Below are 16,803 nucleotides of genomic sequence, written 5' to 3' on the forward strand. Positions count from 1 at the left end.
GTTCTCTCCTATTATTCTATTCGTTTTCGCTTAGTGTAAACTTGATCGATTGTCCCGATAACTCAGTATAAGGCTCCACGCTCTGTTTGGTACAATAGCCGTCCCCTTCAAAACTGACGTCCACATTCAACAGACTGCCAAATTTGATCAAATCTGCTTTGGACCAGGAGGTCGTATCAGGCATGTAATACTTGTCGCTATCCGTAATCAGCAGTACCCGTCCGCCAGGCATGATAGAAGTGCCGCTGTCAACGGACTGTGCGATGACCTTCTCGCCATCACCGATGACAACAGGGGTCAACCCAGCTTTTTGAACGTCAGTTGCCGCTGATTCTGTATCAAGATTACGATAATCCCCTACAGTCGTTTCACTACCAGAGGTTGTACTATCTTCTAATGCAGAATTTTTCAGATCCATGACTCGTTTCATCAATGGATTGGCAATTTCACCCAACACGGTGCTTTCGTGCTTCTCTGGCAATTTGATCGTCAAATACAAAATATATTCAGGTTCTTCTGAAGGAAACATCAAAACAACAGAATACAGATAATTGGTACCCCCAGACAAATACTTACCGGTCGTTGGATCGGCTACTTGGGCTGTCCCCGTTTTCGCGGAAATATTGTAGCCCGGTAGTTCATAGACACCATAAGCACTTCCGTAATTTTCACTTTCGACAACATCACGCATATATTCCCGTACTTTTGTTGCCGCTTCTGCTGTGATGGGATGGCCAACTTCTTCTGGTTGTGTGACCGTTTCTTCTCCTGTATTGCCATCAACGATTTTACTAATAAACTGTGGTTTCAACATCGTTCCGTTATTTGCCACCGACGTAAAGGCCTGCATCATTTGGAAATTCGTCACACCAATCGCTTGACCAAATGACGTCATCGCTTGGCTGACAGGGTTATCCTCTGGTGTGATCCCAGTATTTTCGTTAGGCAATCCTGAATAGGTACTGCGACCAAAACCAAATTCTTTTAAGTATTGTTGCCAACGATCTGCCATTCGCTGTTCCAAGGTCACCATTCCAATATTACTCGACCATGAAAGTGCTTGGCGCATCGTCAGTGTTCCTTTTTGACCGAAGTCCCAGTCGTTGATGGTTGCATCATAAAGTTTCATTCCATCAGGGCTTGGGGTAAAAGTTTCGTTTTCATTAAAGATCCCTTGATCGATCGCTGCTGCCGTCGTCAAGATCTTCATGGTTGATCCTGGCTCGTAGTTGTCCTCAACTAATAGGTTTTGCCAATCATTGATGGAATCCAAATTTTCTGGATTATAGGTTGGCCGCTGCGCCATCGCCACGATTTCACCCGTTTTTGCATCCATTAAGTTCGCTGTTAAGTTTTCTGGTTTGTTTTCTTTAAAGACACTGTCCATCAGCGTTTCCAAGTAGCTTTGGATCCGACTATCGATGGTCGTATAGACGTCTTTCCCATCCACCGCTGCAACAGTTTCGGCTACGGTTCCTGGCAACGGATTTTGATTGTTGTCTTTTTGATACACGATCTCGCCATCGGTCCCTGAAAGCACGTCATTGTACGCAGCTTCTAGCCCGGTTTTCCCAACTAGACCAGTATCGTCATCATTGGCAACAGCATACCCGATAAAGTGAGAAGAAAAGACACCATTCGGATAAAGACGAGCTGGATGACTGTCAAAATGAAAGCCAGCAATCCCTTCTTTTTCCATTGCATCTTCAATCGCATTCTTTTGTTCTAATGTAATATTGTTCCCTTTGCTTCCAAAAGAAACACGCCATAATTGTTGCTCAAGCCCTTCTTCTAATGTATTGACTGCTGTTTCTTGGTCGATGGACAATACATCCGACAAGATTTTGCCCAATTTATTGAAGTTTGCTTTTTCTGCAAAAAGATTCTTTTTGCCATCTTTGTAATTTTGGTTCAAAACAGCGTAAATTGAATAGGAAGTCACATCTTCAGCAATTGGAATCCCATTGCGGTCATAGATCGTTCCACGTTTCGCTTTGATGACTTCACTGCCTTCATAAAGATTTTTCGTTTTTTCAGCTAAGGAAGTCCCAGCGACATCTCCGACAATGACGATGTAGCTCAAACGCGTGACAAACAAAAAGAACAATCCAATACTCGTAGCAAAGAGAATAATACCTACTTTTTTGCGATTGTTCGTTGTAGTTTGATTGTTCTTTTTTAAGTATTGCTTGAATTTATCTGTTAACTTCATTTAGTCCACTTTCCTTAAATTGCCGTCATCGATCGACAATCCATTATCCTCAGCAATCTTTTGGATGCGCTCGGTTTTAGAAAGTTCATTTTTCTCTTGTTCCAACTGTTCTGCTTGTGTTGTTTTTTCATTGATATCCGATTGGATCAAAGAAATATCGTGTTCGACTTGACTGATATTGGTTCGAATATTGATGGTCAAGATCGCCAACGTCAATACAGAGATGATCACAAAGGCAGCGATCAGTTTTTCCAGAGTAGAAATGCTTTTTAACCGACGAGCCGGAGATGCTGGTACGCGGATGACCTCAGGACGCTGGGGATCAGTAGGCAGTTTTTCAGTTGTCGGTTCAGAGTGTTCCATAGGTTGTGATTCAAGTGGTTCTCTGAATTCATAGTCATGAACTTTTAGTTCTGCCATAGTTGTTACCCTTCGCTTTCCTTGATTTTTTCCGCGATTCGCAGTTTCGCACTGCGAGAACGATTATTTTCAGCTACTTCTTCCTCAGTTGGAAGTAGTGGTTTTCTTGTTATAAGTTTAAGTGTTGGTTGGAATTCTTCTGGTATCATCGGCAAACCTGGCGGCATATCCTTCGGTGTGCTGTATTCCTTGAACATCGATTTCACGATGCGATCTTCTAAAGAGTGAAACGTGATGACACTCACACGTCCGTTGACTGCTAAAAGATGAATCGCTTGTTCAAGTGATTCTTCAATCACACCTAGCTCATCATTGACTGCAATGCGAATGGCTTGGAAAACCCGTTTTGCAGGGTGTCCGCCTTTTCTTCTTGCTGGCGCCGGAATGGCTGTTTTGATGATATCGACCAACTCACCCGTTGTTTCGATTGGATGATCTTGTCGCACCCGCTCGATTTCACGAGCGATTTGTTTCGAGAATTTTTCTTCTCCATAACGGAAGAAGATTTTGACTAATTGGTGGTAGTCGAATTGATTGACTACTTCATAGGCAGTCAATGTTGCAGTTTGATCCATCCGCATATCCAGCGGTGCATCTTGGTGGTAGCTAAAGCCGCGTTCGGCTTCATCTAATTGGGGTGAGGAAACACCTAAATCATACAAAATCCCATCGACTCGGCTCACACCGTGTTGATGCAATGCTTCCTTTAAATAGCGGAAATTACTTTTAATGAACGTAACCATTCCTTTAGCAACATATGGTGCTAAACGTTTTTTCGCATGATCGATAGCAGTTTGGTCTTGATCAAAAGCAAAGAGATGTCCCTCTTCAGACAGTTGCGACAATAAATATTCACTATGACCGGCTCCACCTAATGTACAATCGACATAGACGCCTTCTGGACGAATCTTTAACCCATCAACGGTCTCCTGTAGCATAACGGTGTAGTGTTGAAAATCTGCCATGTGTTTTTTCCTCTTCCTATCAAGCCTATAAGCCAAAATCAATCATTGTTTCAGCAATTTCATCAAAGTTTTCTTCTGCTTCTTCAGAGAATGCTTGCCAACGCGTTTCATCCCAAATCTCGATTCGGTTTGAAACGCCGATGATCACACAGCTTTTGATAAGGTCTGCATGATTTCTCAATGTAACAGGGATATTGATTCGTCCTTGTTTATCGATTTCGCACTCTGTTGCAGCAGAATAAAAGAAGCGGACAAATGTCCGAGCGTCCTTTTTCGCTAAAGGCATTTCGTTTAGTTTTTCTTCAAGTTTTTCCCATTCAGATAAGGGGTAGCCAAATAAACAGCCATCTAATCCACGTGTCACAACAAATTTTTCTCCGAGTTTTTCTCGTAGTTTTGAAGGGACGATTAGTCGGCCTTTTGCATCTATCGAATGTTGAAATTCACCCATAAACATCGATAAATAACCCCCGATCTCCACCTGATATTCACAGTCTACCACAATCCCCCACTTTCTACCACAAATTATATGAAATTTGAAAGGGAAGTTGTTTGACTTTTCTTTACCAAATGAGGAAAAAGAGGAAAACCGACTACTTAAAGTTTTTAAAAAAACTTTAAGTGAAAAAATGGGCGTTTATCAAGAGTCAAAACACTATAAGTAACTAACAATATTTAGAATGATCAAAACGACATGAAAAATGATCGTAAATAGAAAAATACTACGCCAATACATCTTTAAATAGCGACCATATTGGATCTCCTCATAGTAATATGCCTGAAAAACTGCCAGCAGAATCCCTAATAAAAAAATGGAGATCAAATAGTACAATGTGATCGCTTGATCAAAAGTATACTTTGATAATTGATGAATCCCGACCATCAAAAACGGTACTGCTAAATCCGGTGCCTTCACATGGTAACGATCATTCAAGGACAACGCGGAAACAATGAACCGACAGGCGAAATAGACGAGCACAGGGAAGATATACCAAAACAAAACGATTGGATTAAATCCAGACATACAGCAAAATCCTTTCTAACAACTAGTGTCACTATACTTTATTTTCTTTACATCCGTGTTTCAGTTCTTTTAAAAATCTGAGCTGGAATAAGACAGTCATGAAATTTTTTAAGGAGCCTCTTTGTTCACCAGCTGACTTTTGAAAGTCTTGAAGAATGCATTTCTTTACCTATTAAAACAGAAGGGCGTATCTTCAACAAGTCTATCTTGCCATTCTAATGATTTTTTTTGTCCTGAAATTGAAAATTTCTTAATTTCTCCTTGGTTCAACTTGAGTTCTTGTGTATTTGAGGGTAAACTGTCACTAGAATAACTCTAAAAGGTGGATTAGAATGAACGAGAAAAAACCAAAAAGTACCTTTGCAAAAATCACGCAAGTCGTGATCTGGACCATGCTTATTCTCACTGTTGGCTCGATTTTCTTAGCAGCATACACAAGTATTATGGGTTAATCCTATTAAAAAAGTGCCCTTTTCCAAAATGATGGCTTCCATCTTTTGGAAAAGGGCACTTTTTTTACAGCAAGGGTGACACAAGGCGTGCCAAGCCTTCTTTGATTTTGATCGTCAGCTTTCTTTGCTGATACGCTTCGATCGTTAAGTGCTTAGAATCGATCGAATCCGCCAGAAACGCTTCTTTCGTTTGCGTCGCGAGTTGTGCATCGTAGATGATCGTATTGACCTCAAAGTCTAAACGAAACGATCGGACATCGATATTTGCTGAACCAATCGAAACGAGCCCACTGTCAATGATCATCGTTTTTGCATGCATAAACCCTTTCTCATAGGTTTCGATGACTGCCCCAAAATGCAGTAGCTCAGCCGCAAAGGAATAGGTCGCCCAATATACCAAGGGATGATCCGGTTTGTTAGGGATTTGTATATGAACTTTCACCCCAGAAAGCAGTGCCAATTTCAAGGCATTGTGAATGGCTTCATCCGGAATATAATAAGGTGTTTGGATCAAGATTTCCTTTTTGGCTAAGTTGATCATTTTCAGATAGGTCATTTTGATTTCTTCATGTTCCGTATCAGGACCACTCGTGATGACTTGGGCTGCAACTGTCCCGACTTGTTTAATTTCAGGAAACAAGGAAGGATCATATTTGATCTCCAACGCATGTTGTGAATTCCAATCCATCAAAAACCGATTTTGCAGCGAATAGACAGCTGAACCGGCAATTCGCAAGTGATTGTCTCGCCAATAACCGAATTTTTCCACTTGCCCTAGATATTCATCTCCCACATTAAAACCGCCTGTATAGCCAATTTCTCCATCGATCACCACGATTTTCCGATGATTTCGATAATTGATTCGCGGATTGACATAAGGAACGAATAAAGGAAAGAAGAAGGCAATTTGACCGCCATGTAGACGCAACTCATCAAAAAACTTCAATGATACTTGGGTGCTGCCCCAAGCATCTAATAAGACTCTTACTTTTACGCCCCGCTTCGCCGCGCGCACCAGTGCCTCTTTGACTTCATTTCCCAATGTATCACTGCGATAAATGTAATATTCCATATGAATGTGATTTTTTGCCTGTTCGATATCCGCGATCAAGGCATCAAATTTCTGCCGTCCGTCGGTATAAAGCGTCATACTATTCGCTGTCGTATACAGGGATTGCCCAAAGACTGTCAACAGGTAGACCAGCTGCTGCACTTCTACCTGCGCGGTCGGCGGATGCGGAAACAGCTGACGAGCGAGGGCTTGCTTTTGTTCTTCTAATTCAACATTCAGCCCCACCTTTGCCTGTGAGCGCATATCAAAGATCTTTTCCTTAGAGATCCCTCTACCAAAGAAAAAGTAAAGCACAAAGCCAACGATTGGAATGAACATCAAGACCAAAAGCCAGGCCCACGTTTGAGCAGTCTGCCGCCTTTCTCTGAAAATGATAATGATTGATAACAAAATATTGACAATAAATAAAATGGTTACCAAATTATCCATTACAACCATTTCTCCACCTCTTCCCCGATTTCCCGCTACTAAAGCATATCAAAAAATAGTACCTAAAGTAAAGAAACACTGTGATGAAACAAAAAAAGCCGATCTTGACGATCGACTTTAAGAAAACATCGGTTTAGAATTTTAAGAAACGGCGCATTGATAAGACAGAACCAAGTGAACCGATCACGATCCCAATCAGTGCCATCACACCGCAAACTTGTAATAGAAACATATTTGGTGCAATTAAACTGTAATTTGAACGCAGTAAGGATGGATTGACCATTGCATAAACTTGGTGGTAGCCGAAGTACATTAATGCAATCGGAACGATCGAACCTAAGAGTCCGATCCAGCCGCCTTCAAGGAAGAATGGCCAACGAATGTAGCCGTTTTTCGCCCCCACCAGACGCATGATCTGAATTTCTCTTTGACGAGACAAAATCGTGATCCGAATCGTATTAGAGATCAGGAACATTGCCACAAAAATCAATAAGACAGCAGCAGCTAAGCCCCAAGTCCGCACAGCAGCAGACAATTCAAAGATTCGGTCAGAAGAATCTCCGCCGTAATCGGCTTTGAAAACATTTGGCAATTCGCCAGCTTGCTCAGCGATCTCTGTCGTATACTCTGGATCTGTTGCACTGACGACAAACACGTTATACAGCGGATTGCTGTCGCCTTCGAACAAGTTCCATGAATCCCCCATTGCATCTTGGATCTTCTGCAATTCTTCGTCTCGGCTAGAAAATTTCACTTCTGAAACGTTCGGCAGATCATTTAAGGACTGTTCCAAAGCATCCATGTCTTCTTGTTCCGTACCAATATCAACGAAAACCGAAACGTCCACATTCTCGCGAATGTCTTCGGCTAGTTTTGTTGCATTTAAGATTACACCTAGAAAAATACCGACTAATGTCAGTGTGATCGTTACCGCACTCAATGACGCAATAGTCATCCAGCCGTTACGCTTTAAACTTTTGATACTCTCCAGGAGATGACGGAAAAATGTTCTAATCATCGTAACCATATTCTCCTTCCGCTTGGTCGCGAATAATGCGGCCATTTTCAATCGCGATCACGCGATGACGAATCGTATTTACGATCGTACTATTATGGGTCGCCATAACGACCGTTGTTCCTTGGGCATTGATCCGATCAAGCAGCTTCATGATTTCCCATGAGTTTTCAGGATCTAGATTCCCCGTTGGTTCATCCGCAATCAATACTTTCGGCGTATTTACGATGGCACGAGCGATCGACACCCGCTGTTGTTCCCCACCGGAAAGCTCACTTGGAAATACCCGCACCTTATGTTTCAGGCCGACCAAGTCTAACACTTCCATCACCCGTTTTTTGATATCACGAGGTTTGCGGCCGATAACTTGCATTGCATAAGCAACATTTTCAAAGACCGTTTTCCGTGGTAAAAGTTTATAATCCTGAAAGACCACGCCGATTTCCCGACGCATCAATGGGATCTCGCGGTTTTTCATGCCGACCAAATCATATCCTGCGACATTCAAAACGCCTTTAGTTGCTTTTTCTTCCCGATACATCAATTTGATAAAGGTTGATTTACCGGCACCCGATGGGCCCACGACATAAACAAACTCTCCTTGATCAATTGAAATCGAAAGGTTACGGATAGCAGTCGTACCATTAGAGTACTTTTTCATTATATCTTTCATTTCTATCATACAGCTATCTCTCCATCTCAAATTTTCATTCTGGCTTATTATAGCATGAATATATTTCACCTTGCTTGCAACAGATTACAATTATGTTTCAATCTGTTTAAGTCACACAAGGTTATTTTTGATTCAGTTTCAGCTTCAAATACGCGTCGATAAAGCCATCCAAATCGCCATCCATGACTGCCTGTACATTCCCAGTTTCGAAATTCGTTCGGTGATCTTTGACCATCGAATAGGGATGGAAGACATAAGAACGGATTTGCGAGCCCCAACCAATTTCTAACTGCTCGCCTCGCAAAGCTGCTGCCTCTTGCTCTTTCTTTTCCACTTCTAATTGATACAGCTTGGCTTTCAACATCCCCATCGCTTGCTCACGGTTTTTCAATTGTGAGCGCTGGGCTTGGCTAGCAACGACCGTTCCTGTCGGAATATGGGTGATCCGCACAGCAGATTCGGTTTTGTTGATGTGCTGTCCACCCGCACCACTTGCGCGGTACGTATCGATTTTCAAATCATCTGAGTTGATTTCCACATCGATCGCCCCATCTAATTCTGGCATCACATCCACCGAGCAAAATGACGTGTGCCGTCTCTTGGCTGAATCAAAAGGTGAGATCCGAACTAAACGATGAACGCCTTTTTCCGATTTCAAATACCCATAGGCGTTGTGGCCTTTTACAAGTAAAGTGACACTTTTGATCCCCGCTTCATCACCAGCTTGATAGTCGAGGGTCTCTACTTGATACCCGTGTTGTTCGCAAAAACGAGTATACATCCGTAACAGCATGCTGCCCCAGTCTTGTGATTCGGTACCGCCTGCACCAGGATGAAGCTCGATGATGGCGTTATTTCGATCATAGGGTTCATCTAACAGCATCGACAATTCATAAGACGCCATTTTCTCGTTTAGCTTCGTGATCCGTGCTTCAAGTTCTGCTTCCATTTCTGGGTCTGCTTCTTCTTGAATCATTTCCAACATCACTTCCAGCTCTTCCAATTCTTCTGCTAACTGATTGAACTGATCGTAGGTCTCTTTGTTGGCATTGTTTGCGTTAATGACTTGTTGAGCTTTTTCTGAGTCATCCCAAAAGGTGGGATCTGCCATTTGGTGTTCCGCTTCCGCAATGTCCTCTTCTAACTGATCTAAGTCAAAGAGACCCCCTAAAACTGATTATTTTTTCATTCATCTGGGTCAATTGATTCCGAATATCTGCGATTTCCATTAAAATTCCTTCTTTCTTTTTTTCTTACAAACGAAAGTAGACTGGACAAAAACGTCTGCCAGCCTACTCTCAACTTTTTCAAAACGTGTTACATATTTTTCCCGTGGCAATTCTTGAATTTTTTCCCGCTGCCGCATGGACAAGGATCGTTACGACCAACGTTTTTGAAACTTGGTGCTTGGGCAGCAGGTGCTTCTTCTACCCCTTGTGCTTCCCCTTGAGCAACTTGTTCCCGTTGAACGTTTTGACGAATCTCTGCCTTCATAAAGAGACGAGTTACTTCATATTCGATCGCTCCAACCATGTTCTCAAACATATTGAATCCTTCTGTTTGGTACTCAACTAATGGATTGTTTTGTCCATAAGCCCGTAACCCGACCGATTGACGCAGCTGATCCATAGCATCGATGTGGTCGGTCCACTTCGTATCGACAACTCGTAGGATGACGACTTTTTCAAATTCCAGTAATTGTTCTGGACTATTAAGTTGTGCTTTCTTTTGTTCAAAGACTTCTTCTGCCCGTTGGTTTAGGTAGTCTTTGATCTCTTGAGCTGATTTGCCCTTGATGTCCTCGATACTGATAGTATCTTCATGAACAAGTGCATTCGCCGCAAAATCAACGATTCCTTCGTAGTTCCAATTGCTTTCTTCTAATTGCGTATGACTGTCGACGACTCGGCTGATGGAACGTTTCACCATATTCATTAATTGTGGTGAAAGATCCGTTTCTTCCATGATCACTTCTTGACGTTGTCCGTAAATAACTTCCCGCTGTTCTCGCATCACGTCATCGTATTGCAAGACGTTTTTCCGAGTATCGTAGTTATTGCCTTCCACTCGTCGTTGGGCAGATTCTACTTGTTTTGAAAGCATCTTGCTTTGGATCACGGCGTCGCCTTCATCGATCTTCATCCGATCCAAGAACACTTTGATTCGTTCAGAACCAAAACGCTTCATTAAATCATCTTCTAACGACAAGTAAAATTGCGACATCCCTGGATCTCCTTGACGTCCCGCACGTCCCCGCAACTGATTATCGATCCGTCGGGATTCATGACGCTCAGTACCGATAACTGCCAAGCCGCCTAGTTCTGCAACACCAAGACCTAACTTGATATCCGTTCCCCGACCAGCCATATTGGTCGCGATCGTTACAGCACCTTTTTGTCCCGCATTCAAAATGATTTCTGCTTCTTTAAAGTGATTCTTGGCATTCAATACTTCATGAGGAACTTTCTCACGATCAAGCATCGATGACAGTAATTCAGAAGTCTCAACAGCGACCGTCCCTACAAGCACGGGTTGTCCTTTGCGGTGACGCTCTTTGATGTCTTGAACGACTGCTTGGAATTTGCTCGTAAGCGTTGGATAAAGCAAGTCCGCACGATCATCCCGTAAGATTGGTTTGTTTGTAGGAATCTGAATGACTTGCATGTTATAGATTTCTCGAAACTCTTCTTCTTCCGTTTTTGCTGTACCGGTCATCCCAGACAGTTTTTTGTACATCCGGAAGTAGTTCTGGAATGTGATCGTCGCCATCGTTTTGGTTTCATCTTCGATTTCGACACTTTCTTTCGCTTCGATCGCTTGATGGAGCCCATCAGAATATCGGCGACCATCCATGATCCGACCTGTAAATTGGTCAACGATCATTACTTTCCCATCTTGCACGACATAATCGATATCGCGAATCATAATGTAATTCGCTCGTAGTGCTTGATCCAAGTGATGGGTCAATGCCGTGTTTTCAATATCATACAAGTTTTCTAAGCCGAAGGTCTCTTCCGCTTTTTCGATCCCACGTTCTGTCAAACCGATCGTTTTTGATTGGATATCGATTTTGTAGTCTTCTTCTTCCGTCAAGCGTTTGACAAAATTGTCGACCCGATTGTATAGCGCAGTTGATTTTTCTGCTTGTCCTGAAATGATCAACGGTGTTCTCGCTTCATCGATCAAGATCGAATCGACCTCATCGACGATGGCATAGTTTAATGGACGCTGTACCATTTGATGACGGTAAACCACCATGTTGTCCCGCAAATAGTCAAACCCTAATTCATTGTTTGTACTATAAGTGATGTCACAAGCATATGCCGCACGTTTTTCTTCTGCTGATTTTGAGTTAATGTTCAAGCCGACCGTCAACCCTAAAAAGTTGTACAGCTCCCCCATCTCAGTCGAGTCACGAGTTGCCAAGTATTCATTGACAGTTACGACGTGGACACCTTGACCGCTCAAAGCATTCAAATAAACAGGTAATGTCGCCGTCAAGGTTTTCCCTTCACCCGTACGCATCTCTGGGATATTCCCATCATGCAAGACGATCCCACCCATTAATTGGACGTGGTAAGGATAAAGGCCCAAAACGCGTTTTGCAGCTTCACGTACTACTGCAAAGGCTTCAGGTAATAATTTATCCAAAGTCTCTCCCTCTTGGAAACGACGACGAAATTCATCGGTTTTCCCGCGTAATTGTTCATCAGATAAAGCGGCCATTTCATCCGCATGTGATTCAACTTGATTCGCAATATGGTCAAGACGTTTTAATTCTTTTTTGTCGTTTTCGATTAATTTTCTAAAAAAATTGGCCATACCTTAATAATTCTCCTTTTACTTCTGCATTATCCTAGCTGGAAACTCTCCTAACTATTTTAGCACTAGTTCACCATAAATGAAATATTTTTCGATAGAACTATCGCATCAATCTTGCGTGATAAACGGATTCTTAACCTTTTTTCACAGATTTTAAAGAAACGCGGGAAAAAAAACACGCAACAAGCCATTGATCGGCGCTGAAAGTCCAGCACACGCCCAAACGTCTTGTTGCGAAGGTTTGCAAATTATGCCGTTTTAAAACGGGTTTTTAAGAAAGCTAAGAAGAGCATCAGTAGCATGCCTAAAGACTGAATCCCGATCATCAAGACGATATCAGCGCCAATAAATCCTGCCAACATCGCAACGAGAGAGCCTGCCCCCAGTGCATTTAAAATCACGTTCGTACTTTCTTTGAAGCTGCCGATTGTCGATAGTCGTGATTTTTTCGTCAACCAGAGGAAAAACGCTGCGCCTATGACTAGAATACTATTCATTGCCACCAATAAAAATGCCACTGTGATCGTCTGACTGAAGAAAATCGCTGTCTCGTTGTTGCGATAGAAGCCGTCTTCGATTGCTTTTTGAAACGAAGCCGCATCATCTACTTGATCAGGTGCCATTTCCGCCGTGTAACGCATTTCATAGTGATAAGTTTGTCCATCGATTTCTTCTTTGATGGTCCAGTCTGTTTCCCGAAAATTGATGGCGTATTTTGCTTTTTCAAGAGCCGCTTCTGAAAGCGCAACGCCTATGATCCCCGCTTCTGTTTGGGAAAAGACTTGTGACTCATCCGCTAAAAGTTTGCCATCTTCCAGCTGCAACTCATTGTATTTTGCTGCCGTTTCTGCCGTCACGAGTGTTTTTGCATGGGGAAAAAATGCTGCAAAGGCTTGATCCGTTTGCTTGCTGATCATTAAGGTCAACGGGATCATCAGCAAGGACATCAAGAAAACATAGACGAACACTTGCTGCCAGCGATTTAATTTTTTACGCCATGCATAGACTTTTGTTGGAGAAAAAATGGCCCCAAAGTACGTTAAGGGAAATCGTTGTTCAGACATCCTATCATTCCTATCCTTTTGTTCCGCCAGAGGTCAAACCTGAAACAAAGTATTTTTGTAAGAAGAAAAACAGTGCAGCGATCGGTACGGCGATCAAAATCGCCCCTGCCGCAAAGAGTGCGACCCGTTGGTTACGGGCATCATTGATAAAGGTTTGCAGCCCGACTGCGACGGTCAAACGCTCTTGTGAGCGAAGCAAGAATCGCGCCAGCAAGAATTCGCCGAATGGTCCCATAAAGGCCCACAATGCTTGGACGGCAACCATTGGTTTTACGAGGGGCAAAACGATTTGCCAAAAGATACGAAAATGCCCTGCACCATCAAGTTTTGCTGATTCATCCAAGTCGATGGGTACCGTATCAAAGTACCCCTTCATCAGCCAAGTATTCATCGGAATCCCACCACCGATATAAATCAGTGTCAAGAACCAGAAGCTATCTAGACCGTTTGCTAATAAGCCCATGACATAAAAAGCGGTCAACGCCGACATTGTCGGTACCATTTGAACGATCAAGAACACCATCAGACTACTTTTACGACCAGCAAAACGGTAACGACTGTAAGTATACCCAGCTAACGTTACGATCATTACTTGAATGATCATCGTCGAAACGGCCACGATCAAGGTGTTTTTATACCATGTCAAATACGGGGTTTCATTGAATAAACGTCGAAAGTTGTTCAATGTCCAATCCGCATCAAAATCTAAGCGAAAAGCGATCATGTTCCCTGCCTTGAAGGCTGAGGTTGCGGTAATCAATAAGGGATAGATGATAATGATCGATAACGCGATCATAAACAAGTAGGTAAATAATTTGCTGAAAGAAAACTTCTTCTTTTTCATCCTCAATCCTCCATATTAAATGCATTCGTCTTTTTAAACACCAGTAATGAAATGGAGATCACCACAAAGGAAATGATCAAGGTCAATGCAGAAGCAATCGAATATTGTGGTGAGCCGCCGGTCGTCAGTTTGTAGATCCATGAAATCAAAATATCTGTCGATCCAGCATTTCCGCCTAAACTTCCTGGTCCACCTTCGTTAAATAGATAGATCATCGAGAAGTTATTAAAGTTCCCTGTATATTGCGTAACGAAGGTTGGGGCTGCTACCAAAAAGATTGCCGGCAGCGTAATGTTCCGAAAACGCTGCAACGCATTGGCTCCATCCATTTTTGCTGCTTCATACAAATCTTCGGAAATGGATTGTAAAATCCCCGAAACCATTACATAGATGTAGGGGAACCCTAACCAACCCTGAATCAAAATAATCGCCGTTTTCGTCCAAAACGGATCGGTCTTCCAAGCAATGTTCCCAATATCCACAAAAGGCAGATTGTTCAATAGCGGGATCACCTGCGTATTGATCGCTCCTGCGGTATCATTAAACATATTTGAAAAACTCATGATTGTGATAAACGCTGGCACCGCCCAAGGAAGCAAGAAAATCACCCCAAAGACGCGACGAAACTTCACAAATTTTTGGTTGGCAACAACTGCTGTCAGTATGCCGAGTGTAATTTGCAAGGTGGTTGCTAAAACGGTCCAAATCACCGTCCAACTGAATACTTTTACAAAGGTGTCGCGGTAAGAACTTAAGGTGAAGATATTCGTGAAATTCGAAAAACCGATCCAGTCGATTAAGTTTGCTGGCGGAATGTGTCGAAAATCATAGTTGGTAAATGCCATAAAGAGCGTCACCATTACTGGAAAAATAATTGCTACGATCATTACCAAGTAGGCAGGGATCGTCAGTAAGTACGCGAACCCATCTTCGTATAATTTTTTGAAAAATTCTTTTCTCGTAACAGCTACCGGGAAGCCTTTTTCAATGCTTTGCCGAACCTGATAAGCATCTTTGATATTTAAAACCCAAAAGATAATGAAAATAACGGTAACGATGACCTGCAGTGTTCCTTCAATCAACAAGAACAAAGAGTTGTCTTCCATCGGTACTGATCCGAGTGTGACAAAGTTATAAAGTGCTTGTCCACCAAACAAAAGCATTTCGACCAGAAAAATCAGAAAGGCTGCAAAAAAGAGACCCGCTTTGAATTTCTGACCATTTTTGAATTGTCCCCCACCAGGGATGATTGAAAGAAGCGCTGTCTGCATGGCTTGTGAATTCGTCCTCATATGTATCCTCCTTAAAATCGAAAGTCTGCCAAGCGGCCGACGTTCGATAGAAAACAATCTCGTCAAGCAATTTCTTGCGTGCTACGTTGCAAGGAATCCTTTTGACAAACATCCTCTATAGAATCGTCGACATGAATGACAGACCGTAATCGGCTAATTATTAGTATTTCTGCTCAATCGCTTCTTCGATTGTTTTGGCAGCATTATCCGCTGCTTCTTGAGGAGTCATATTGCCTGAACCTGCATCAAACAGCATGTTTTCAGCCCCTACCCAAACCTCAGACATTTCAGGGATATTTGGCATTGGTTGTGAAACACTGTATTGCTCAATCACTGCTTTTGCTACTGGATCATCAGAAGCAGCGACTGTTTCTTGAGCCATAATGTTCGCTGGAATATCATGACGCATGTCATACAATTTCTCTTGATTGGCTTCGTTGGTCAAATACTCGACAAATTGTTGCGAAACGTCTTTGTTTTGTGAGTAGTTAGATACCACCCACGCTTTTCCGCCGCCAAATGTTTCATAGTCGTTGCCGTTGTTTAGCGTTGGGATTTTCGCTACTCCATAGTTGATGCCTGCTTCTTCAAAGCCGTTCACGCCCCATGGTCCATAAATGATAGCTGCTGTTTTGCCTTGATTGAAGTAATCCAACATCAAGTTTTCGTTGGCTGATACATCAAGCATTCCTTGCGGCCAGACATTTTGGAACCAATCAGTTGCATACGTGATTGCTTCAACAGAACCTTCATTGTTCAGCCCTAGATCAGATGGATCTGTTCCTTCATCACCAAAGACATACCCGCCATGCCCCGCTAATAGACCATACGTATAATAAAAGTCCGTCCAACGAGCTAAGAAACCAACATTGTCATCGCCTTCTGCAAAACGATCATCTTTTGCTAGTTCTTCTAAATCAGAAAAAGTTGCTGGTGCTTCATCGATCAAGTCTTTGTTGTAGAACATGACAACCGCTTCGATCATTGCTGGTGCGCCATAGATCTTATCATCGATGGTCACTTGTTGCTTGTCTGTATCGCTGTACCGTCCATCATCTGGCAAAGTCATTTCTGCCAAATGCCCTTGGGAGCCTACTTGACCCACACGGTCATAAGGAGACATCGTAACATCTGGGCCTTTCCCAGCAGGACCGTCTAGTTGAAGCGCATCCATTTGATCGAACATGTCCATTTCCACAACGTTGATGGTGACATCATTTTCAGATTCAAAGTCAGATTTCACTTCATTGATATAATCAATATAGTCTGCGCCTACAGAGACCGTGATCGTTTTTTCATCGCTACCTGAACCTGCATCTGCATTACTACCATCGGTACTACCGCCGTTGCCGCCACATGCTGCAAGCGCTAACAACGCACTTCCTGAAACTAATCCTAGAGCTGCCTTTTTCCAATTCACTTTCATCCTGTTTACCTCCTGCAATTTGTAACTCTATTATGCAACCGGTTTCTTAAAATGGCAAACATTTTCTAAATGTTAGCGATAACAAAAATTGAA

At 42.6% G+C, this 16,803-nt stretch carries 14 protein-coding genes and 2 pseudogenes; 1 reads left to right on the forward strand and 15 read right to left on the reverse strand.

Features of this window, described 5'->3' with window-relative positions; genetic code table 11:
- Nucleotides 1-16: 16 nt before the first annotated feature.
- The 5 genes from IGI82_RS13245 to IGI82_RS13265 all read right to left on the reverse strand — a co-directional run bounded on the left by IGI82_RS13245 (nt 17) and on the right by IGI82_RS13265 (nt 4,621).
- A complete protein-coding gene (locus IGI82_RS13245; RefSeq protein WP_087627818.1) occupies nt 17-2,212 on the reverse strand; it encodes a penicillin-binding transpeptidase domain-containing protein in 2,196 nt (731 codons plus the stop codon).
- Nucleotides 2,213-2,632, reverse strand: a complete 420-nt coding sequence (gene ftsL / locus IGI82_RS13250; RefSeq protein ID WP_005228796.1) for a cell division protein FtsL — start codon at nt 2,630-2,632, stop codon at nt 2,213-2,215.
- Nucleotides 2,633-2,637: 5 nt separating this feature from the next.
- Nucleotides 2,638-3,597 carry a 16S rRNA (cytosine(1402)-N(4))-methyltransferase RsmH gene (rsmH, locus tag IGI82_RS13255; RefSeq protein WP_142973508.1) on the reverse strand — a complete coding sequence of 320 codons (960 nt, stop codon included), beginning with the start codon at nt 3,595-3,597 and terminating at the stop codon, nt 2,638-2,640.
- 25 nt (nt 3,598-3,622) lie between these two features.
- A complete protein-coding gene (gene mraZ / locus IGI82_RS13260) occupies nt 3,623-4,054 on the reverse strand; it encodes a division/cell wall cluster transcriptional repressor MraZ (RefSeq protein WP_438842611.1) in 432 nt (143 codons plus the stop codon).
- A gap of 198 nt (nt 4,055-4,252) precedes the next feature.
- Nucleotides 4,253-4,621 (reverse strand): DUF3397 domain-containing protein, encoded by a 369-nt coding sequence (locus tag IGI82_RS13265; RefSeq protein WP_005228786.1) that lies wholly within the window; start codon nt 4,619-4,621, stop codon nt 4,253-4,255.
- 332 nt (nt 4,622-4,953) lie between these two features.
- Here IGI82_RS13265 and IGI82_RS13270 point away from each other — a divergent pair, with 332 nt between their 5' ends.
- The gene (locus IGI82_RS13270) at nt 4,954-5,073 is read left to right on the forward strand and encodes a DUF4044 domain-containing protein (protein WP_005237290.1); all 120 of its coding nucleotides are present in this window, start codon (nt 4,954-4,956) and stop codon (nt 5,071-5,073) included.
- A 64-nt stretch (nt 5,074-5,137) separates the two neighbouring features.
- On the opposite strand, the gene cls is transcribed toward IGI82_RS13270, so the two are convergent.
- From cls to IGI82_RS13320, 10 genes and pseudogenes are all read right to left on the reverse strand, one after another.
- Nucleotides 5,138-6,583, reverse strand: a complete 1,446-nt coding sequence (gene cls / locus IGI82_RS13275; protein ID WP_005228785.1) for a cardiolipin synthase — start codon at nt 6,581-6,583, stop codon at nt 5,138-5,140.
- A 124-nt stretch (nt 6,584-6,707) separates the two neighbouring features.
- Nucleotides 6,708-7,592, reverse strand: a complete 885-nt coding sequence (gene ftsX / locus IGI82_RS13280; protein WP_010749773.1) for a permease-like cell division protein FtsX — start codon at nt 7,590-7,592, stop codon at nt 6,708-6,710.
- A complete protein-coding gene (gene ftsE, locus IGI82_RS13285) occupies nt 7,585-8,271 on the reverse strand; it encodes a cell division ATP-binding protein FtsE (RefSeq protein WP_005228783.1) in 687 nt (228 codons plus the stop codon). The genes ftsX and ftsE overlap by 8 nt, the downstream gene beginning before the upstream one ends.
- A gap of 112 nt (nt 8,272-8,383) precedes the next feature.
- Nucleotides 8,384-9,491 (reverse strand): peptide chain release factor 2 gene (gene prfB / locus IGI82_RS13290; protein ID WP_100214389.1). Its coding sequence is split into 2 segments (ribosomal slippage): nt 8,384-9,418 and nt 9,420-9,491, totalling 1,107 coding nucleotides; the frame shifts between segments, so codons are not numbered across the junction.
- Between the two features lie 88 nt (nt 9,492-9,579).
- Nucleotides 9,580-9,654, reverse strand: a pseudogene (locus IGI82_RS13295) (SEC-C metal-binding domain-containing protein); the annotation flags it as partial.
- Between the two features lie 45 nt (nt 9,655-9,699).
- Nucleotides 9,700-12,084, reverse strand: a pseudogene (gene secA, locus IGI82_RS13300) (preprotein translocase subunit SecA); the annotation flags it as partial.
- Between the two features lie 248 nt (nt 12,085-12,332).
- A complete protein-coding gene (locus tag IGI82_RS13305) occupies nt 12,333-13,148 on the reverse strand; it encodes a DUF1189 family protein (RefSeq protein ID WP_010749776.1) in 816 nt (271 codons plus the stop codon).
- 10 nt (nt 13,149-13,158) lie between these two features.
- Nucleotides 13,159-13,992, reverse strand: a complete 834-nt coding sequence (locus IGI82_RS13310) for a sugar ABC transporter permease (protein WP_016608756.1) — start codon at nt 13,990-13,992, stop codon at nt 13,159-13,161.
- Nucleotides 13,993-13,994: 2 nt separating this feature from the next.
- Complete coding sequence (locus tag IGI82_RS13315) at nt 13,995-15,284, reverse strand: carbohydrate ABC transporter permease (protein ID WP_010749778.1); 1,290 nt, start codon at nt 15,282-15,284, stop codon at nt 13,995-13,997.
- Between the two features lie 160 nt (nt 15,285-15,444).
- Nucleotides 15,445-16,710, reverse strand: coding sequence for an extracellular solute-binding protein (locus IGI82_RS13320; protein ID WP_015510171.1), 1,266 nt, complete (start codon nt 16,708-16,710; stop codon nt 15,445-15,447).
- Between the last annotated feature and the right edge of the window lie 93 nt (nt 16,711-16,803).

The organism is Enterococcus sp. AZ067, from assembly GCF_051715005.1.
GTDB lineage: Bacteria > Bacillota > Bacilli > Lactobacillales > Enterococcaceae > Enterococcus_D > Enterococcus_D casseliflavus.